The 19596-nt window shown below is 37.4% G+C and carries 23 protein-coding genes; 17 read left to right on the top strand and 6 right to left on the bottom strand.

Going from position 1 to position 19596, the window contains the following annotated elements:
- Positions 1–16 precede the first annotated feature (16 nt).
- From ABH957_RS17160 to ABH957_RS17130, 7 genes are all read left to right on the top strand, one after another.
- The gene (locus tag ABH957_RS17160) at positions 17–1306 is read left to right on the top strand and encodes a molybdopterin molybdotransferase MoeA (protein ID WP_404511838.1); all 1290 of its coding nucleotides are present in this window, start codon (positions 17–19) and stop codon (positions 1304–1306) included.
- Positions 1270–1791 carry a molybdopterin-guanine dinucleotide biosynthesis protein B gene (gene mobB / locus ABH957_RS17155; RefSeq protein WP_404454311.1) on the top strand — a complete coding sequence of 174 codons (522 nt, stop codon included), beginning with the start codon at positions 1270–1272 and terminating at the stop codon, positions 1789–1791. Before ABH957_RS17160 ends, mobB begins: the two co-directional genes overlap by 37 nt.
- Positions 1788–2252, top strand: coding sequence for a molybdopterin synthase catalytic subunit MoaE (moaE, locus tag ABH957_RS17150; protein WP_404454308.1), 465 nt, complete (start codon positions 1788–1790; stop codon positions 2250–2252). The genes mobB and moaE overlap by 4 nt, the downstream gene beginning before the upstream one ends.
- Positions 2253–2254: 2 nt before the next feature.
- Positions 2255–2488, top strand: a complete 234-nt coding sequence (moaD, locus tag ABH957_RS17145) for a molybdopterin converting factor subunit 1 (protein WP_000621795.1) — start codon at positions 2255–2257, stop codon at positions 2486–2488.
- A 99-nt stretch (positions 2489–2587) separates the two neighbouring features.
- Positions 2588–3010, top strand: coding sequence for a DUF3888 domain-containing protein (locus ABH957_RS17140; protein ID WP_002089063.1), 423 nt, complete (start codon positions 2588–2590; stop codon positions 3008–3010).
- Positions 3011–3043: 33 nt separating this feature from the next.
- Entirely contained in the window at positions 3044–3901 is an 858-nt protein-coding gene (glcU, locus tag ABH957_RS17135; RefSeq protein ID WP_002129475.1) for a glucose uptake protein GlcU, read from the top strand.
- A 12-nt stretch (positions 3902–3913) separates the two neighbouring features.
- The gene (locus ABH957_RS17130; protein ID WP_002015659.1) at positions 3914–4699 is read left to right on the top strand and encodes a glucose 1-dehydrogenase; all 786 of its coding nucleotides are present in this window, start codon (positions 3914–3916) and stop codon (positions 4697–4699) included.
- A 74-nt stretch (positions 4700–4773) separates the two neighbouring features.
- On the opposite strand, the gene ABH957_RS17125 is transcribed toward ABH957_RS17130, so the two are convergent.
- Positions 4774–5253 carry a CarD family transcriptional regulator gene (locus tag ABH957_RS17125; protein WP_002089061.1) on the bottom strand — a complete coding sequence of 160 codons (480 nt, stop codon included), beginning with the start codon at positions 5251–5253 and terminating at the stop codon, positions 4774–4776.
- A 280-nt stretch (positions 5254–5533) separates the two neighbouring features.
- On the opposite strand from ABH957_RS17125, the gene ABH957_RS17120 reads away from it, so the two are divergent.
- Both ABH957_RS17120 and ABH957_RS17115 read left to right on the top strand, forming a co-directional pair.
- Positions 5534–5770 (top strand): DUF2553 family protein, encoded by a 237-nt coding sequence (locus tag ABH957_RS17120; RefSeq protein ID WP_002089059.1) that lies wholly within the window; start codon positions 5534–5536, stop codon positions 5768–5770.
- 1 nt (position 5771) lies between these two features.
- The gene (locus tag ABH957_RS17115) at positions 5772–5954 is read left to right on the top strand and encodes a sporulation protein Cse60 (protein WP_000621751.1); all 183 of its coding nucleotides are present in this window, start codon (positions 5772–5774) and stop codon (positions 5952–5954) included.
- Between the two features lie 34 nt (positions 5955–5988).
- Here the strand turns inward: ABH957_RS17115 and ABH957_RS17110 are convergent, their stop codons facing one another.
- Positions 5989–6216: a DUF3973 domain-containing protein gene (locus ABH957_RS17110; RefSeq protein WP_002129470.1), complete on the bottom strand. Its 228-nt coding sequence runs from the start codon at positions 6214–6216 to the stop codon at positions 5989–5991.
- A gap of 424 nt (positions 6217–6640) precedes the next feature.
- On the opposite strand from ABH957_RS17110, the gene ABH957_RS17105 reads away from it, so the two are divergent.
- Both ABH957_RS17105 and ABH957_RS17100 read left to right on the top strand, forming a co-directional pair.
- The gene (locus ABH957_RS17105; RefSeq protein WP_404454303.1) at positions 6641–7072 is read left to right on the top strand and encodes an SRPBCC family protein; all 432 of its coding nucleotides are present in this window, start codon (positions 6641–6643) and stop codon (positions 7070–7072) included.
- On the top strand, positions 7073–7396 hold the full coding sequence (locus ABH957_RS17100) for an ArsR/SmtB family transcription factor (protein WP_113935762.1): 324 nt from the start codon (positions 7073–7075) through the stop codon (positions 7394–7396).
- Between the two features lie 40 nt (positions 7397–7436).
- Here the strand turns inward: ABH957_RS17100 and ABH957_RS17095 are convergent, their stop codons facing one another.
- Both ABH957_RS17095 and ABH957_RS17090 read right to left on the bottom strand, forming a co-directional pair.
- On the bottom strand, positions 7437–8879 hold the full coding sequence (locus tag ABH957_RS17095; protein WP_404454300.1) for an MDR family MFS transporter: 1443 nt from the start codon (positions 8877–8879) through the stop codon (positions 7437–7439).
- A 212-nt stretch (positions 8880–9091) separates the two neighbouring features.
- Positions 9092–10363, bottom strand: a complete 1272-nt coding sequence (locus tag ABH957_RS17090; RefSeq protein ID WP_002129466.1) for a BaiN/RdsA family NAD(P)/FAD-dependent oxidoreductase — start codon at positions 10361–10363, stop codon at positions 9092–9094.
- 284 nt (positions 10364–10647) lie between these two features.
- On the opposite strand from ABH957_RS17090, the gene ABH957_RS17085 reads away from it, so the two are divergent.
- Together ABH957_RS17085 and ABH957_RS17080 are read left to right on the top strand one after the other, a co-directional pair.
- A complete protein-coding gene (locus tag ABH957_RS17085) occupies positions 10648–12300 on the top strand; it encodes a putative polysaccharide biosynthesis protein (RefSeq protein ID WP_404511836.1) in 1653 nt (550 codons plus the stop codon).
- A gap of 41 nt (positions 12301–12341) precedes the next feature.
- Positions 12342–13070 (top strand): pseudouridine synthase, encoded by a 729-nt coding sequence (locus ABH957_RS17080; RefSeq protein WP_002034388.1) that lies wholly within the window; start codon positions 12342–12344, stop codon positions 13068–13070.
- Positions 13071–13152: 82 nt separating this feature from the next.
- Here ABH957_RS17080 and ABH957_RS17075 read toward each other — a convergent pair whose 3' ends face one another.
- The gene (locus tag ABH957_RS17075) at positions 13153–13374 is read right to left on the bottom strand and encodes a DeoR family transcriptional regulator (protein WP_000805512.1); all 222 of its coding nucleotides are present in this window, start codon (positions 13372–13374) and stop codon (positions 13153–13155) included.
- Positions 13375–13731: 357 nt separating this feature from the next.
- Here ABH957_RS17075 and pepV point away from each other — a divergent pair, with 357 nt between their 5' ends.
- From pepV to ABH957_RS17055, 4 genes are all read left to right on the top strand, one after another.
- Positions 13732–15138 carry a dipeptidase PepV gene (gene pepV / locus ABH957_RS17070; protein WP_404511834.1) on the top strand — a complete coding sequence of 469 codons (1407 nt, stop codon included), beginning with the start codon at positions 13732–13734 and terminating at the stop codon, positions 15136–15138.
- Between the two features lie 103 nt (positions 15139–15241).
- Positions 15242–15787 carry an RNA 2',3'-cyclic phosphodiesterase gene (thpR, locus tag ABH957_RS17065; RefSeq protein ID WP_404491744.1) on the top strand — a complete coding sequence of 182 codons (546 nt, stop codon included), beginning with the start codon at positions 15242–15244 and terminating at the stop codon, positions 15785–15787.
- A gap of 137 nt (positions 15788–15924) precedes the next feature.
- A complete protein-coding gene (gene pulA / locus ABH957_RS17060; RefSeq protein ID WP_404491743.1) occupies positions 15925–18066 on the top strand; it encodes a type I pullulanase in 2142 nt (713 codons plus the stop codon).
- Positions 18067–18311: 245 nt separating this feature from the next.
- A complete protein-coding gene (locus ABH957_RS17055) occupies positions 18312–19109 on the top strand; it encodes a phosphotransferase family protein (RefSeq protein WP_002034382.1) in 798 nt (265 codons plus the stop codon).
- 3 nt (positions 19110–19112) lie between these two features.
- Here the strand turns inward: ABH957_RS17055 and ABH957_RS17050 are convergent, their stop codons facing one another.
- On the bottom strand, positions 19113–19391 hold the full coding sequence (locus tag ABH957_RS17050; protein WP_002015625.1) for a YtzH-like family protein: 279 nt from the start codon (positions 19389–19391) through the stop codon (positions 19113–19115).
- Between the last annotated feature and the right edge of the window lie 205 nt (positions 19392–19596).

The following is a 19596-nucleotide window of genomic DNA, read 5'->3' as shown; positions in this document are numbered from 1 at the left end:
TATGAGGTGAGAAACAATGGTAGAAAAACGAATCCCGATTCAAGTTGCTGAGGCTGTAGAGCGGGTTATGAAATATGCTAAGCATGGTGAAGTAGAAGAAGTTTCTATTACAGAAAGTTACGGGAGGATTCTTGGAGAGGATGTTGTCTCAGATCACGACGTTCCTCACTTTGATCGTTCTCCTTACGATGGTTTCGCAATTCGAGCAGAAGACACGAAGGAAGCGGGTCAAGAGCATCCGATTGAATTTGAAGTAATAGGAGAGATCGGAGCAGGATCTGTTTTTGCAGAAGAAGTAGGGGCTTTTCAGGCGGTTCGTATTATGACAGGAGCAGCTATTCCAGAAGATTGCAATGCAGTCGTAATGCTAGAACTGACGGAAGGATTCGAGAGGAACGAAAGTACATATATGAAGTTAAAACGTCCTTTCCAAAACGGTGACAATGTGTCATTTAAAGGAGAAGATATAAAACAAAATCAAGTCCTCGTTAAGAAAGGTTTTGTAATCAATCCAGGTGTTGCCGCATTATTAGCGACGTTTGGATATAGCACTGTGAAAGTTGTAAAACAGCCTGTTGTCGGTATTGTAACGACGGGCAGCGAATTACTAGAAGTGCATGAGGCGTTAGAACCAGGAAAAATTAGAAATAGTAACTCTTACATGATTGCCGCTCAAATTATGAAAGCTGGCGGAAAAGTGCGTTACTATGGACAACTTGCTGATGAGTTAGATGCATGTTTTACAGCCGTTAAATCAGCGATAGGTGAGGTTGATATTTTAATTACAACGGGCGGTGTTTCAGTAGGAGATTACGACTACTTACCGGCTATTTATGCAAGGTTACAGGCGAATGTACTCTTTAATAAAATAGCGATGAGACCTGGAAGTGTAACGACAGTAGCTGAAGCTGATGGAAAGTTACTTTTCGGTTTATCAGGTAATCCGTCAGCTTGTTATGTAGGTTTCGAATTATTTGTACATCCAATTATGAAAACGTATTTGCATGCGAAGGAGCCTCACGTATATAGAACTGATGCTATTTTACAAAAAGATTTCCCGAAACCAAATCCGTTTACTCGTTTTGTAAGAGCGAAAGCGAGTATTGTTAATGGGGCACTACAAGCGATGCCAGTCGGTTTAGATAAATCGAGTGCGGTCTCTTCGCTTGCGGATGCAAATGCTTTTATCGTGCTGCCTGGAGGAACGAGAGGATTTGAAGCAGGAATGAAAGTGTCTGTATTATTGTTAGAATGCTCTGAGGGAAGTGATTGGCCGTGGGCAAAGCCTCTTCAATCTTACAAATAGTAGGGTATCAAAATAGCGGGAAAACAACACTTGTAGAGAAGATGGTGCATGCATTAACTGAAAGAGAAATGAAGGTTGCTACAATTAAACATCATGGTCACGGGGACTTTCCTGAAGTAGCGCAAAAAGACAGTGAAAGACACAGAAAAGCTGGTGCTGTAGTAAGTAGTGTAGAAGGTGCTGGATTACTATCTTTGTCCTCTTTGCGAGATGAATGGTCCTTGCAAGAAATTATCCGCTTGTACGAATTTTTTGAAGTAGATACGATTTTAATAGAGGGCTATAAAGCTGAGAACTATCCGAAAGTAGTGTTACTTCGTTCTGCGGAAGACGCTGAACTTTTACATAAAGTAGAAAATATAGCGGCAGTTATTACGTGGTATGATGCTTCGTCAAATGTGCGAGAAGAATATAAAGTATTTCATATAACAGAAGAAAAATTGTATATAGACTGGTTTTTACAAACGGCTAGGGGTGCAAAATGATAAATACGTATTATGAAGTAATTGATACAGAAATCTCGATTGAAGAGGTGACAAAGAAAGTAGTTCGCCGTGAATGTGGTGCTGTTACAACATTTATCGGGACAGTTAGGGAGTTTACGAAAGGGCGTCGTACACTATACTTAGAGTATGTAGCTTATAAGACGATGGCAGAAAAGATGCTACAGAAAATTGGGTCAGAAGTGAAGGAGAAGTGGCCCGGTACACATGTTGCGATTACGCATCGCATCGGCACGCTACAAATTTCTGATATAGCGGTTGTTGTTGCTGTATCAACGCCTCATCGCAAAGAGGCTTATGAAGCGAATGAATATATTATGGAGCGTATTAAGCAAATTGTTCCAATTTGGAAAAAGGAATTTTGGGAAGCTGGTGACTCATGGATTGGTGACCAATTAGAAAAAACACCATATCCAGCAGGAGAGCCTGGGAAGGAGTTATAAATATGATTCGAGTATTGTTATTTGCGAACTTGCAAGAAGAAGCAGGAACGAGTGAATTACAAATAGAGAAAGAAAATATTACTGTTGCAGAGTTAAAAGATATTGTTGCGAAAGAATATAATGTACCAGTGTCAGCGCCAATAATGGTTGCGATTAATGAAGAGTACGCGAATGAAGATGATACGATACAATCTGGTGATGTAGTTGCACTAATACCACCAGTGAGTGGTGGTTAATATTGGATTTATGCTATAAAAAACGACTTTCCTAAATAGGGAAAGTCGTTTTTTTATGGCATTTTGGAGAACACTATCTTATAGGAAAAGGAGGAAATTATGAAAAAGATATGTGTAATGATTGCAATGATATGTTCTGTTTTTTTCTTTTCTCCAAGCAATTCTTTGGCAAAAGAATCGACGGAACAGCTTTTAGAAAGTGCGTTACTGAATCGATATTACTCGGTTATAAGGCAAGTGACAGAAGATCAATATGAATGTGACTCAGTTACAAATATAAAGCGTCTAGGCAAGAAAGATGAGTTTGTTCCTAGGTTTGAAGTTACGATACAATTTCTTACATTTCAAGGGGCACATAATCCGCCGAATGATAAAGTTACACTTACTTTGGAAGACAATTTAGATCACATAAAGATAAAGAAAGTGGAGCGAGAAAAGAATGTTTCTGGTGCTATTGTAGAAAAGATTTGTGCACGAAAAAACGAAAAAATAAAAGCTCACTCTAATGATTTAGAGCGATAACCTATGACATTTTGTAGAGAAAGGTAATGAGCGATGGATATACTTTTAGCGATTTTACCAGCTATATTTTGGGGGAGTATTGTGCTATTTAACGTGAAACTAGGCGGGGGACCGTATAGTCAAACGCTCGGTACAACGTTCGGTGCACTTATCTTCTCAATTGTCGTTTATATTTTTATGAAGCCGGTATTAACTCCGACCGTTATTGGAGTTGGAATTGTATCTGGCTTATTTTGGGCACTTGGTCAAGCGAATCAATTAAAAAGTATTGATTTAATGGGTGTTTCTAGAACGATGCCGATTTCAACAGGGCTTCAATTAGTCGCGACAACATTATTCGGGGTTATCGTGTTTCATGAATGGTCAACGACGATATCGGTCGTTCTTGGAGTTTTGGCGCTCGTTTGTATTATTATCGGGGTTATTTTAACATCGCTTCAAAGTAAAGAAGAGAAGAATGCAGAGCAAGCAGGAAATTTTAAAAAAGGAATTATTATTTTATTAATTTCAACAGTCGGTTATTTAGTTTACGTAGTAGTTATCCGGTTATTTAACGTGAACGGTTGGTCGGCTTTATTACCACAAGCGGTCGGTATGGTATTAGGCGGGATTTTACTCACATTTAAACATCATCCATTCAATAAATATGCGATTCGAAATATTCTTCCAGGATTGATTTGGGCAGCTGGAAATATGTTTTTATTCATTTCGCAGCCAAGAGTTGGGGTCGCAACAAGCTTTTCCCTTTCACAAATGGGAATTATTATTTCGACGCTTGGGGGGATTTTTATATTAGGTGAAAGGAAAACGAAGCGTCAATTAATTGGGATTGTTATTGGTATCGTTTTTATTATTGCAGCTGGAATTATGCTGGGGATTGCGAAAGGTTAAGGAGGTATTAAAATGTATAGCGATTTAGAAGGGAAAGTCGTCGTTATTACAGGATCAGCAACTGGTCTTGGAAGAGCCATGGGAGTAAGATTTGCTAAAGAGAAGGCGAAAGTTGTTATTAACTACCGCTCAAGAGAGTCAGAAGCGAACGATGTATTAGAAGAAATAAAAAAGGTAGGTGGAGAAGCGATTGCTGTAAAAGGTGATGTGACGGTCGAGGCAGATGTTGTAAATCTCATTCAATCTGCTGTGAAAGAGTTTGGTACGCTCGACGTCATGATTAATAATGCAGGGATAGAAAACGCGGTACCGTCGCATGAAATGCCGTTAGAGGATTGGAATAAAGTAATTCATACAAATTTAACAGGTGCTTTTTTAGGAAGTCGTGAAGCGATTAAATATTTTGTGGAACACGATATTAAAGGTTCGGTTATTAATATGTCTAGTGTTCATGAGAAAATCCCGTGGCCATTATTTGTGCATTATGCGGCTAGTAAGGGGGGGATTAAGCTTATGACAGAAACGTTAGCGTTAGAATATGCACCAAAAGGTATTCGGGTAAATAATATTGGGCCTGGTGCAATTAATACGCCAATTAATGCTGAAAAATTTGCTGACCCGAAAAAACGTGACGACGTAGAAAGTATGATTCCAATGGGTTACATTGGAAAACCTGAAGAAATCGCAGCAGTAGCAACGTGGCTCGCTTCAGCAGAGGCAAGTTACGTAACTGGAATTACGTTATTTGCAGATGGTGGAATGACTTTATACCCATCATTTCAAGCGGGGCGTGGGTAATATGAAAGGCCAAAGAGATTTAACTCTTTGGCCTTTTTTACGCAAAAAAAAATAGCGGTCGGCTATTTTTAAAATTAATGATTGATTGTATCTTGAAGAAATTCTGTTGCTTGATGTTCTGAAACATTCTGTACGAGCGCAACTTCACTAATAACCATTTTACGCGCATTATCTAGCATTTGTTTTTCGCTCGCATTTAATGCTCTTTCTTTATTGCGACGAAGTAAATCACGAACAACTTCTGCACTATCTTGAAGATTGCCGTTCTTCATTTTTTCCATATTCATTGTATACCTTTGTTTCCAAGAGAGTGAGGGGTCTGATTCCCCATGATGAAATTCAAGAAGTATACCATCTAACGTACCTTTATCGACGATATAACGTATACCTGATTTTTGTAATTGATTCATCGGAAGCATTACTTGCATATCTTTACTAATGATGCGTATAACACAATATTGACGCGTAGTGCCTAATATTTCTTTCTCTTCAATTGCTTCGATGATTCCTGCACCGTGCATTGGATAAACGATTTTATCACCAATTTGAAACAAATCATCCACCTCCGTATGTGGTAACTACTTTTAATGATAACATACTAGGATAAAAATGTCAAATTTTATATAATATCACATCTGATATGCTGTAGTCAATATATAAAAGTCGTTTTTTTGTTTGTTTTTTTGCTCTTATAAGTTGAATAAATAGGGGGAATTTTTTTGGAAAAATAGTACAGGCGCAGAAAGAGAGCATATCCACTTATTTTTAAGCATAAAATATAAAATCGCTAATACAATATACCTAAATCCGTTCTTTGCAAGGGAGGGATAGAAGGTGGGGCGCACAATTAGAATTGATATTACAAATAAAGTTGTAGCTAAATTTAGGCAAGATTATTTGGAATTATATACGAGTAAGTTTATGATAGGTAAGTTTTATGTCTATACTGAAGATAAACAATATGTGTTAGAAGACGGATATATATATGAAGATGGAAAGTTTTATCGCATCATAGATACGCACCGTGGCAATAAACAAGCGGCGGAGGGCTGCGATCTAGGATGGTGTTAACATGATTCGTGTGAAAGTGTTTGATGAAAGTCATGAAAAGGACTTAGAAGACGCTGTAAATGTATTTTTGAAAAAAATTGATGATAGTAACTTTGTAGATATTAAGTACCAAGTCGGTGTTTCTATTAATGATGACGAAAACCAAATTTATTGTTTTTCAGCAATGATCGTTTATAAAGCATAAAAAAGAGCTGGGTGAGCCAGCTCTTTTTTATGTTTTATGTTGGGACAACATGTGTCGGTAATACGTTCATAATAGATTGAGTTGTGCCTAATTTCTTTGTCGCTAAAAGAGGCGCCCCTGTTTCATGGTTTTGGGCATCTGTACACATACCAAGGTGATAACGATCACCTAAAAATGGATCAATATAAAAACCGTTTTTAAAAACTTTATCATTCGGGTGTTTTTCATGGTGAATTTCAGAACAGTTAATGCAATAGAACATAGCTTTCATCTCCTTTTTATTTTTGTTTGAAAAAGTGGGTCGGTAGTCATTTCGCTCCTAAGGAAATGTTGAGGAGAAGAGAAATAACTACCTACCCAAATGGCGGGCATACTCCTTCTGATTTTTACATATCTCGCGTATTGTCCCCGAGGGAAGGAGGAGAGACGAAGTACAGATGAGATAAGTTAGGCGCTTCTCTCAATAGGAGTGATAGAGTTTCATATTGAGGGAATTTTCTATTTTTCATTGCCTTTGTGAGTATATTATGAAGGAATGGTGAGAGGGTGTTTGTCCTGTTGAAAAAATGTTGAGAATTTCTCAACAGTGAAAAAGAGTCTTTCTTGACATGAAACCAAAAGGTGTTATATTGTTGATGTGAAACTAAAAGGTGTTATATTTTAATGCCGAATAAAGGAGATATAAAATGGAACAACAAAATACATTAAATGATATTAAACAAACAATCGTTTTTAACGCGTCTATTCAAAAAGTATGGAATGTAGTATCAACTGCAGAAGGAATTGCGTCATGGTTTATGCCAAATGATTTTGAATTAGAGGTAGGACATGAGTTTCATGTGCAATCGCCATTTGGGCCATCACCATGTAAAGTGTTAGAAATTGATGAGCCAAACCATCTATCTTTCTCATGGGATACAGATGGCTGGGTCGTTTCATTTAATCTGAAAGACCTAGGAGATAATAAAACAGAATTTACGTTAATTCACGGCGGCTGGAAACATCCTGATGAAATCCTCCCAAAACCAAATGCGAAGAGCTCTATTATTCACGAAAGAATGAGCGGCGGCTGGGTAGCGATTGTAAATGAAAAACTGAAAAAGGTTGTCGAAGGCTAAGTGTCCTCATCAGTAGCGAAATATGATGTATTTCAAGCAATTGCTGATCCAACCCGCCGAGAAGTAATACGGTTATTAAGTGACAAAGAGTTACCGATTTCAAAAATAACGGATCATTTTCCGATGAGTCGTACTGCTGTTGTAAAGCACCTTCATATTCTTTCGGAAGCGAATTTAGTGAGTGGAAGAAAGAGCGGAAGAGAGAAGATATATCGTTTGCATCCAGAACCATTAGAGGAATTACAGCAGTGGCTCTCGTACTATGAACGATTTTGGGATAATAAATTGTCCATGCTTAAACATATTGTGGAGAATGAAGAGTAGATTTTATGCAAAAAGGATGACCAAAATGGTCATCCTCTTTTTATTGTTCACTTGTTTGTTTAGTTGGCTTTAATAGGATCCAAGCGATAATTAATGTGAATACCGCTAATACGAAAGTGCTCATATAAATGACGTGTACACTTGATGCTAATGCGGATTGTGATTCGGTTGCTACGTTTGCTGTAGCCCCTCCATGTCCGCCAGAAGAAACAAGATCAAGGTTTTTAATGCCGCGTGCATGAATCATCGTATTGAAGATCGTTCCGAAGATTGCAGCTCCTAGTGTTTGACTAAATGTATTAATAAATGTATTTAAACCAACTGCCGTTCCGCGCGTATTCGCCGGTACAGCTGCTTGAATTGTTACCATGTAAATTGGTGTAACAAGCCCCATTCCTAAGCCGAATAATCCGACTGCAACATAAATAAGGAATGATGGTGAATCTGTTGATAATGTAAATAATAAGAAAGTAGCAACTGATAAAATGCTAGCTCCAAGTAAAATAATTTGTTTCGTTTGTAACTTGCCAACTAAGTTGCCGGAGAACATAGCACCGAATGTCCACATAACAGGAATCGGCATTAAAATGAGTCCAGCCTCTGTCGCATTTTTTCCTAAAACACCTTGGCTCCAAATTGGAAGATACACTGTAATACTAATAATCATTGCGCCAGCAATAAGTGTTAGTATGTTTATTGTAGATAATGTACGGTTAGAGAAAAGTGCTAGCGGAATTAATGGTTCCGGAGACTTTTTCTCGATGTATAAGAAAATAATGAATGAAACAGCGGCAAAGATTAATAGGCCGATAATTGAAATGTCTCCCCAGTTTTGCTTACTGCTACCTGTTAATAATGCGTATAGTAAAGCAATTGTACTTAATGAGAAAACTGTCGCACCAAGATAGTCGATATGTTGCTTAGCGGCGGACTTAACAGATTCCTGATAAGAAGTGGCAAACATTAAGCAAGCGATAATTCCAAAAGGAACGTTTAAGAAGAAAATATAGCGCCAAGAAAGAGAATCAACTAAAAATCCACCTACTAACGGCCCAATAACACCAGATACACCCCAAACTGCACTCATCCAGCCTTGTGCTTTCGCGCGGTCTTTCGCTTCGCTATATAGGTCTCCAATAATCGTCATTGTGATCGGCATAACAGCACCAGCCCCTATACCTTGAAGAGCACGGAAGAAGATTAATTGTTCCATTGATGTAACGACTCCGCAAAGTGCAGAACCGATTAAGAAGATTGTTGCTCCGATGAGCAGAACTTTTTTACGGCCGAATAAATCAGCTAGCTTTCCGTATATTGGAGTCGAAACAGCTGTTGCAAGCATATAGATTGCATATACCCAACTAACAAGTTCGACGCCTGACAAATCACTCGTTATACGAGGGATCGCTGTACTAACAATCGTTCCTTCTACCGCAGAAAGAAACGTCATTAGCATTAAAGACATCATGACTTTTTTTCTCATTTGTTTTCCCCTTACCCTTTTTCGAATATTCAACAATATAAAATATAAAGGTACTAAGGTATATAAAGCAACAAAAAAGCAATGGGAAGTTAGGAGGAAGGGATATTTTTGAAGAAACGGTCGACATATTTAAAGTATCGCCGATATAATTTCGTGTATTACTTTGCTATTCCAACATACTAAAAAAAGAAACAGGAGTCCCTGTTTCTTCTTTAATATTGCATTTTTGAATTTTGTCCAGCGGTTGTTCCGGCAATTCGGCCAGTAACAAGGGCAGATGTAATGTTATAGCCGCCGGTATAACCGTGAATATCAAGAACTTCTCCACAGAAGTATAAACCATTCGTGAATTTCGAAGCCATTTCTTTCGGGTTAATTTCTTTAACGGATACACCTCCGCCAGTAACGAATGCTTTTTCAATTGACTGCGTACCATTTACATGGACGGTAAATTCTTTAAAGTCTTTCACAAGTGCGCGAATCTTCTCATGAGAAACTTGTCCAGCTTGTTCGCTACCGTCAATTTCATTTTTTTCTAATAAGAATAGGAAGTAACGTTCAGGAACATAGCCTTTTAAAACGTTTTTAATTCCTTTTTTCGGATCTTCTTTCATTTGTTTCAGCATGCGCTGGAACAGTTGCTCACTATTTTCTTCTGGCAATGCATCGATACTCATGTGCACTGTGTTCGTTTTAAACTTTTTCATCGCTTTCACAACGAATTGGCTACAGCGAAGAGCAGCAGGACCAGATAGGCCGAAGTGAGTGAAAAGCATGTCCATTTTATGAGAAATGATAACTTTTCCTTTCGGGTTTAATACACTTAAGTTTACATCTCGTAAAGCAAGACCTTGTAATGTGCGGTCACGAATAAACGGTTCGTTTGAAAGAATTGGTACTTCTGTTGGGAAAAGTTCTGTAATTGTATGCCCAGCTTTTTCAGCCCAAGCGTATCCGTCTCCAGTAGAACCAGTTTGAGGAACAGATTTTCCGCCAACAGCGATAACGACGTGATTCGTTTCTAACACTTCGCCTGTTTGTAGAATAACTGCTTTCGTTTGACCGTTTTCATACTCAATCGTTTCGACAGGCGTATTCGTACGTATTTTCACACCTAAGTCTTTTAATCGTGTTAACAGTGCATCTACAACAGATTGCGCTTTATTTGATACGGGGAACATGCGGCCATGATCCTCTTCTTTCAGTTGTACACCGAGATTTTCGAAGAATGTAATAATATCTTCATTACTGAAAATAGAAAAAGCACTGTATAAGAAGCGACCATTTCCAGGTATATGTTTAACGATTTCATCAAGTGGTAGACGGTTCGTTACGTTACAACGACCACCACCAGAAATCGCAAGTTTACGTCCTAGTTTATTTCCTTTATCAAGAAGTAAGACGCTTGCGCCTTCTTCAGCAGCACCGATTGCAGCCATTAGCCCTGAAGGACCGCCGCCGATGACAATAACATCATAATGCATAATATATCGACCTCATTTTCTACATTTCCTGCCTAAAAGAATAGCATGTTTTCCCTTAAAAGAAAAATAGAGTGAAGTACTGCTTAAGAGGAGAATTGTGGTACAATACAAAAGTTAGAGTTCAGCATTATCCTGCTATTTATGGGCAATAAGACTACTATCTTAAGATTTATGAGAAGTAAAGAGGGAGTTAAAAAGGTCCGTAAATGCTCGAATGATTAGTAGGAAGGGAGTCTCCCACTAATTATAGTTTCACTTTATTGTAGATGTAGGAGGATTTTCGTATGTCCGATTCAAAATTTCTGCGCGGAACGCTTATTGTGACGTTAGGGACATTTTTAGTAAAGTTCTTAGGCATGATTTACGTTTTTCCGTTTCATGCATTAGTAGGCACAGAAGGCGGAACGCTCTATACATATGGATACATTCCATATACGATATTTTTAAGTATCGCAACGGCAGGAGTGCCGCTTGCTGTTTCTAAGTTTGTTTCCAAATATAATGCACTTGGAGATTATAAAACGAGCCGGAGAATGTTCCGCTCGGGAATGGTTATGATGATAGTAACAGGAGTTCTTTCCTTCTTAGTACTGTACATGACCGCACCATTATTTGCAGAAGCAATGCTTGGTAAACAAAGTTTACAAAATAAGATAGAAGAAGTTACGACGATTATTCGCCTCGTAAGTTTTGCGCTTATTGTTGTGCCGGCAGCAAGTTTGATTCGTGGTTATTTCCAAGGCCACCAATCGATGGGACCGACTACGGTTTCACAAATTATCGAGCAAATTATTCGTATCGTCTTTTTATTAGCGGGTAGTTTCATCGTTATTAAAGTACTTGGCGGTACAGTAGCAACGGCAGTTGGGGTTGCGACATTCGCTGCGTTCGTTTCAGCAGTTGGAGCACTTGGCGTATTAAATTGGTACTGGTTAAAACGTAAAAAATATTTGGATCAATATTTAATTGAGCAAACTGTACCAGAATCGACGGTAAGTACCGCTCAATTGTTTAAAGAGTTGTTTGCATATGCAATCCCTTACGTTGTAATTGGATTAACAATTCCTTTATATCAACAAATTGATACATTGACATTTAACTCTATTATGCAGGCGATTGGTCAAGGAGATATCGCAGAGCGAGCACTCGGTATTTTCACGATGTGGACGCATAAATTAATTATGATTCCAGTATCACTTGCAACAGCGTTTAGTTTAACGCTCGTGCCAGCGATTACAAAGTCGTTTACTGAAAAGCAATACCGTTATTTGAAATTACAAATTACACAAACATTCCAGGCGAATATGTTTTTAACATTGCCAGCAGTTGTCGGTATTTCTACACTTGCATATCCGATTTACACTGCTTTCTACGATTCAGACCCACTAGGTGGACAAGTATTAATGTGGTATGCGCCAGTTGCATTGTTATTCGCTTTATTCACAGTAACAGCAGCAATTCTGCAAGGGATTAACCAGCAGAAACATGCGGTTATTGCGCTTGTGATGGGTGTTATTTTGAAATTTGCATGTAACGTAATCTTTATTCGTTATTTCGGTACAGTTGGGGCGATTTTGGCTACTGCAGTCGGCTTCTTAGCTTCCGTATGGTATACGAATAGACAAATCAAAAAACACGCACACTATTCATTTGGTGTTGTATATAAGAGAACATTCCAAATTGCAGTCTTAACACTTGTAATGGTTATTGCTGTAAAACTATCACAATGGCTTCTATCCTTCATGATTTCGCCTGATGGCCGTATTGGTGCTCTTATTACAGTTGCGATTTGTGCAGGTATTGGTGGTCTTGTTTACGGATTGTTAGCGATTCGCACAGGAGTACTAGAAAGAGTATTTGGCGGAGAAGCTTTAGAGAAAATCCAGCGTAAACTTGGTAGTAGATTCAAAATAAAGTTGAAATCAAAAGGGGCGTAAATACGTCCCCTTTTCTATGATAAATAAAGAAGGTGAAGAACATGAGATTAGATAAATTATTAGCGAATATGGGACACGGAAGTAGAAAAGAAGTAAAGAAATTACTGAAAGACGGCGTTGTGAAGATTGATGGAACGCCAGTGAAAGATGCGAAGTTTCATGTGAATGTAGAAGAGCAAGAGGTTATGATTCACGGTGAAGTTGTGGAATATAAAGAGTTTGTTTATTTAATGATGCATAAACCACAAGGTGTTATTTCAGCGACAGAAGATGATAACCACGAAACAGTAATAGATTTATTAGAATTAGAAGATGCGATTTTCGATCCATTCCCTGTTGGAAGGCTCGATATTGATACAGAAGGTTTCTTATTAATCACAAATGATGGGAAGTTAACGCATCAACTATTATCTCCGAAAAAGCATGTGCCGAAAAAATATTATGCACACATTTCAGGCGTTGTAACGGAAGAGGATGTAATAGAATTCGCTAAAGGTGTAATTTTAGAAGATGGCTATGAAACGAAGCCAGGCGAACTTACAATTTTAAAAAGTGATGATATTTCTGAGATTGAACTCGTTATTACAGAAGGAAAGTTCCATCAAGTGAAGCGTATGTTTGAAGCGGTAGGGAAAAAAGTAGTTTATTTAAAGAGAACAGAGATGGGACCTTTAATGTTAGATGAAGAGTTAGAACTTGGGCAATATCGTGAATTAACAGATGAAGAAGTAGAAATGTTAAAGACGTATCAAGTAGATAACGAAAAGTAACGCCAATTTCAAAGTATAGAAAAGACCCCTTTCTAATGAGTTAGAAAGGGGTATGTATTTATTTACATACAATTATTTTTTATTATGAGGTCATTCTCACTTTCTTTCCTGTCGTTGTCCACTTGCCGCGGCAAGGGCTATACACGAGTTCATTAAACTGCAACACATTTAGATCACGTTGTATTGTTCGCGGTGTGATCCCGAACTCATCTACAAGGTCTTTCGTTGTTACCGTACCGTTTTCATTGATGTACATATAAATTGATTTAATGCGTGTTAGCATACGAGTAGTTGTAGGTTTCAAGAGAAAACCGCTCCTCTACTAGTTTTTTTGACCCCATTCAGGAAAGAAGGTCGTTACTACCATTGTACTCTACATGATAAAATTCATGCTTTAACTTACTTAAATTTTACAAAAGTTTAACAAATATTCATATAGAAAAATATTGGTAGTTGACATTTTATGTCTGGTCAGTCAACTAACTCATAAATTTCTACGTAAAACGCCAAATTCCTGCAAATTTTTTTTGAAAAATAAAAGAAAAACTAATAAGAAATATCTGAAATATTAAAATTGTCCGTTATTAGGTTTTCATGTATGGCATAAGAGATTTTCGTTTGCTATGATGAAAGAGACAATATAGTGAAGGATGGATGCGTGATGTCGACGATTAATTGGACAGAAGAAGTTACAAAAAGAAAAGATGATTTAATTCGTGATACACAAAAATTTTTACAAATTAAAAGTGTATGGGAAGAAGAATCTGCGAAAGAGGGCGCACCATTTGGTGAAGGTGTAGAAAAAGCCTTATCTTTCATGTTACATAAAGGAGAAGCAGAAGGTTTCGCTTCTAAAAATTTAGAAGGATATGTAGGTCATCTTGAAATGGGACAAGGAGAAGAACTAGTAGGTATTCTTTGTCACGTTGATGTTGTACCAGAAGGAGATGGCTGGACAGCTCCTGCGTATAGTGCGGATATTCGCGACGGGAAGATTTTTGCACGCGGTGCAATTGATGATAAAGGGCCGACGATGGCAGCTTATTATGCGATGAAAATCGTTAAAGAATTAGGCTTACCTCTTTCAAAACGTGTTCGTATGATTTTAGGAACAGATGAGGAAAGTAATTGGAAGTGTGTAGAGCATTATTTTAAAAATGAGGAAATGCCAACAATCGGTTTTGCACCGGATGCAGATTTTCCGATTATTAATGCGGAAAAAGGAATTTCTGACATACAAGTTGTGCAAAGTGGTGGCGAAGAGAAAGAAGGCACATTTAAGCTTATTTCATTTGAGTCAGGTCGTCGTTTAAATATGGTTCCTGATTTTGCAGAAGCAGTTATTACAGGAGAAGATGTAAATACACTTACAGTAGCATATGAGGAGTATTTACAAACTGCTAAAAAAATAGGTAAAGCAATTGTAGAAGGAAAGACGGTGACGTTGCAAATCAAAGGGATTTCAGCTCACGGATCTACTCCGGAAAAGGGAGAAAATGCAGGTTTATTATTGGTAAACTTCTTAACGAAAGTTTCACTTGATGGAAAAGGGGCTTCATTTGCCTCGTTTGTAACAGAAACATTTACAGGTGATATTATTGGAGAAAAAGCTGGTATTTCTTATAAAGATGATATTAGCGGGCCGTTAACAGTGAATGTTGGTCGCTTGTCTTACTCGCAAGAAAACGGTGGTAATTTAGGATTAAATGTACGCTATCCAGTTACAACTAACTTTGAAGAAACGATTGCAAAGTTAAAAGAATATGTTGGTACTCATGGATTTGAAGTAGCGGATTATTCTAACTCTCGCCCGCATCACGTTGACAAAGATCATACGTTAATTCGTACTTTGCAACGTGTATATGAAGAACAAACTGGTGAAAAAGCTGAATTGTTAGCAATTGGCGGTGGTACTTATGCTCGTTCATTGAAAGCTGGCGTTGCATTTGGCCCGTTATTCCCAGGAAAAGAAGAACTTGCGCATCAAAAAGACGAGTACATTGAAATTGAAGATTTATTAAAAGCGACAGCGATTTACGCTCAAGCAATTCATGAATTAGCGAAATAAAAGATATGTAAATAATGACCGCTCTCTACTTTAGAGGGCGGATTCTTTTTAGCTGAATGAGATAAGCAAGAAAAGCAACAATAACATAAAGGAGACGATGTAGATGGTGCCGCATTATTTTGTCGCAGTAACTTTACCACGTCATATAAAAGAAATTCTTTCTAATTATAAAGAGGAAATGAAGGATGAATTACCATTTCGCTCGTGGGTACATGAAGAAGACTATCATATTACCCTTTCATTTTTAGGAAGTGCGGCGCAGGAACAGTTAGAAGGAATAAAGAATGGATTACAAACACTTACAGAAAAAACGGAATTATCGTTCACGTTACAAGGACTTTCTACATTCGGACAGGTGGACCAGCCTCGTATATTTTGGGCGGGGATAAGTGATAATCAAGATTTGTTTACTTTACAAAAGCAAGTGCATACAATTTGTGAAGAAAATGGCTTCTCTCTAGAGACACGTCCTTATCATCCACATATTACTGTTGCGCGTAAATGGGTAGGAGAAAAAGTGTTTGATCTGACAAATGTAAAAGAGTTACCTGTAACATCATTTCAAGCAGATACGATTACTTTGTATGAATCTCACGTTAAGGAAACGCCGAAGTATAAATCGATTACTGAAATAAAACTACAAAAATAGAATGTATGAAAACGTTTTTTATACAGGTGAATATACTATAGGGAATAATGTGTTACTGTATAGAGCTTCGCTGATAAGAAAACCTTTATCATTTGCAGCTCGTTTCATTTTAATTTTGAGAATGATGGTGATTTTTTATGTTGAAAGTAAAACGTCCATTTGATGCCTATTTAGATGAAATGAATAAAATTACAATTTTGCTCCCGCATGCGTATGGAACAAGCCGGACATTTCGTTTACAAGAAGGAAGCAATGTGAAAGAGTTACCGATTGTTCATACTATTGCTCTTCCAGATGCAACGAAGTATGAATGTTTTATAGAAGAGCCGATAGATGTGGGGAAGTATTATACAGTACGTGATGAACGGAATGAAGAAACAGATTTACAAATAGGCGCTGTGATTCGAACAGTAGTTTTCGATGAAAAATATTATTACGAAGGTACCGACTTAGGTGCTGTGTATAAAAAAGAAGAAACAATATTTAAAGTATGGGCTCCGACTGCAAGGCTTGCGAAAGTACGGATTTATAAAAGTGATAAAGAATATATTGATTATGAAATGTACAGAGAAGAAAACGGAGTGTGGATTCATACATTACAAGGTGATCATGATGGAGCACGATATACATTCCTTGTTTGTATTAATTTAATATGGAACGAAGCGGTTGACCCTTATGCAAAGTCTGCGATGATAAATGGAAAATACGGCGTCGTTATCGATTTGGAAAAAACGAATGTGACAAAACGAGTAGAATTATCACCATTACAGTCAATGACAGATGCCATATTGTATGAACTGCATATTCGTGACGCTACTATTCACCCAAACAGTGGGGTGAATAAGAAAGGAACATATAAAGGGCTAATGGAAGAGGAGACAGTAGGGCGAAATGGGACATTAACAGGATTGTCTCATATAAAAGATTTAGGCGTTACACATGTTGAACTATTACCTTTACATTGTTTTGGTGGTATAGATGAAGTGAATCCTGCTTCCGCATATAATTGGGGCTATAATCCGTTATATTACAATGTACCAACAGGATTTTATGTTACAAACCTTTCTGATCCATATAACAGGATAGTAGAGTGTAAACAACTAATTGAAACATTTCATGATCACGGCATCAGGGTGATTATAGATGTTGTATATAATCATGTTTATGAAAGAGAATTATCATCATTTGAGAAGCTTGTCCCGGGATATTATTTTCGTCATGGGGAAGACGGTATGCCTTCTAATGGGACGGGAGTTGGAAATGATATAGCATCTGAACGGAAAATGATGAGGAAATTTATTATAGAATCTGTTTTATATTGGCTTACTGAATACAATGTTGATGGATTCCGATTTGATTTAATGGGAATTTTAGATGTTGAAACGATGAATGAATTAGAAAAAGAAGTACGAAAAATAAAGCAGGATGCGCTGTTATTAGGTGAAGGATGGGATTTGCAAACACCGCTTCCTCTTGAAGAGAAAGCGACGTTAAATAATGCGAATAAAATGCCATGTATCGCACAGTTTAATGATCAATTTCGTGATGGAATAAAAGGAAGTACTTTTAATATTAATAAACGTGGCTTTGCATTTGGTGGGCATGTAGATTGTAATCATTTGCAGTATATAGTAGCTGGTAGCCTTTTAAGTATGAAAGAAACAGGATTGTTTCTAGAGCCAATGCAAAGCATCAACTATGTAGAATGTCATGACAATATGACGATGTGGGATAAACTAGTGCAAAGTAATCCAGAATCAGAAGAAATTTTGAAAAGGCGTCATCGTTTAGCAACTGCAATGGTTATTCTTTCACAAGGGATTCCTTTCTTACATGCGGGGCAGGAGTTTTATCGTACGAAGCAAGGGAATGAAAATAGCTATAATGCAAATGATGAAATTAATCAATTAGATTGGGATCAAAAAGAGAAAGAGATGGAGACCGTTAACTATATAAAAGGGTTAATTGCGATTCGCAAAGGGCACGGGGCATTCCGATTACAAAATGCAGACCTTATAAAAACGCATATGACTTTTTTGCAAACATCTACAGAAGTACTGGCATACCACCTAGAGCATGTAGAATTATTTGGACCGTGGAAAGAGATTGTAGTTTTATTTAATAGCGGTTTGGAAGCTAAAACGGTGCAGCTTCCAAAAGAAGAAACGTGGCATGTGTTAGTAAACGAAAAGCAAGCGAAAATAGAGCCAATTTCTTCATTTAGAGGAAAGGAACTTCAATTGGCTCCAATTAGCACGTATATATTGACGATAATGTGACAAATCGCTACTTGACGATGAGAATGTAATAAATGTAGAATTGACAAAGGTGACGATTTTCATAAGTTGTCATTCTATGATTGATTTTGTAAAATAAACTAGAAGAACAGGTGATTTATCCTGTTTTCGGCTTATGCCAAGTTTTTTCATTCAAATACAGTAAAATATATGAATCCACAACATGTGTAGAAATGTTGCGGTTTTTCTTTTCATAACTATAAAAGATAAGGATTTGTTAACGGGTAATGAATATGGAATGGTTGGAACAATTATTAGGAAAAGAGTGGAGTCTTATACCGGCTGGTGGAGTAACGGGCGATGCATATATTGCGCAAAACGGACAACAAAAGTTATTTTTAAAGCGGAATACATCGCCCTTTTTAGCGGTATTGTCAGCAGAAGGAATTGTTCCAAAATTACTTTGGACAAGAAGGGTAACGAACGGTGATGTAATTTCTGCTCAAAAATGGCTTCCGGGACAGAAGTTAGAGCCAGAGGATATGAAACTAGAACGTGTTGCGAAACTTTTGAAGAAAATACACTCCTCTAAAGCGCTTGTGCAGATGATTCAAAGGCTAGGAAAGCAGCCGCTTCATGCGCAAGAGTTATTACAACAATTACAGCTCGTTTTAAGAGGAGATATAAGAGTTGATGAAACAATTCAGCAAGGTCTGCAATATTTAACGGAGTCATTAAAAGATATTGAGTACAATGAATTCGTTGTATGCCATTGTGATGTAAACCATAACAATTGGATATTGTCGGACGAAGATGAATTGTTTTTAATTGATTGGGATGGGGCTGTTATTGCTGACCCAGCTTTAGATCTTGGTATGTTATTATATTGGTATGTTCCGCGCCATGAATGGAGTGAGTGGCTCGGATATTATGAGATTGAACTAGATGAATCATTGCTTAGGCGTATGAGATGGTATGTGATAGCACAAACGATTTTATCTATGCAATGGCACACAACAAAAAAGCAGCAAGCAGAAGCTAAATATTGGCATCAATATTTACAGCAACTACTTGCTTCAGAATAATACTTAAGAAAAATTGTCCATTCCAGCAATCCACTGAGTAAGTTGTTCTTGATTATTGGAAATATGGTTGTCCAAATTAGAGGAAGATTTACCCGATTGACTATAAGAATATACATCGTTTAGCATTACTTTAGTGTCACTACTTATACTATCGTTTGCGAGTAACGATTGAATGAGTCGCTCTAATTGCTCGCATTCAGAAACTGTCCCGCAGCAATCACTTTGATGGTTGATTAAAATATCTTTTAACACTTCTAATTGATGCTGTTGATTAATTGGCATGAACGGATCATCCTTTCGAGTGTTTTTCTCTCTCTAGAAATGTAAGAGAAAAAGCTATTTCGTCATGGAATGTTTAATGCTTTATGTAGTTTTTATCAAAATGGTACATCTTATACTTGAAAGAAACGGACCGAGTGCTCGTACGTACTTGGTTTTTTGTTTGATAGATTGATTAAAACAGAAAGAAGGAATTTTTCCTTTAAAA

The organism is Bacillus sp. RC242 (genome assembly GCF_044908245.1).
Classification (GTDB): domain Bacteria; phylum Bacillota; class Bacilli; order Bacillales; family Bacillaceae_G; genus Bacillus_A; species Bacillus_A mycoides.
Note: the sequence above shows the minus strand (reverse complement) of the source record. Positions and strands in the feature narration are given on the sequence as shown.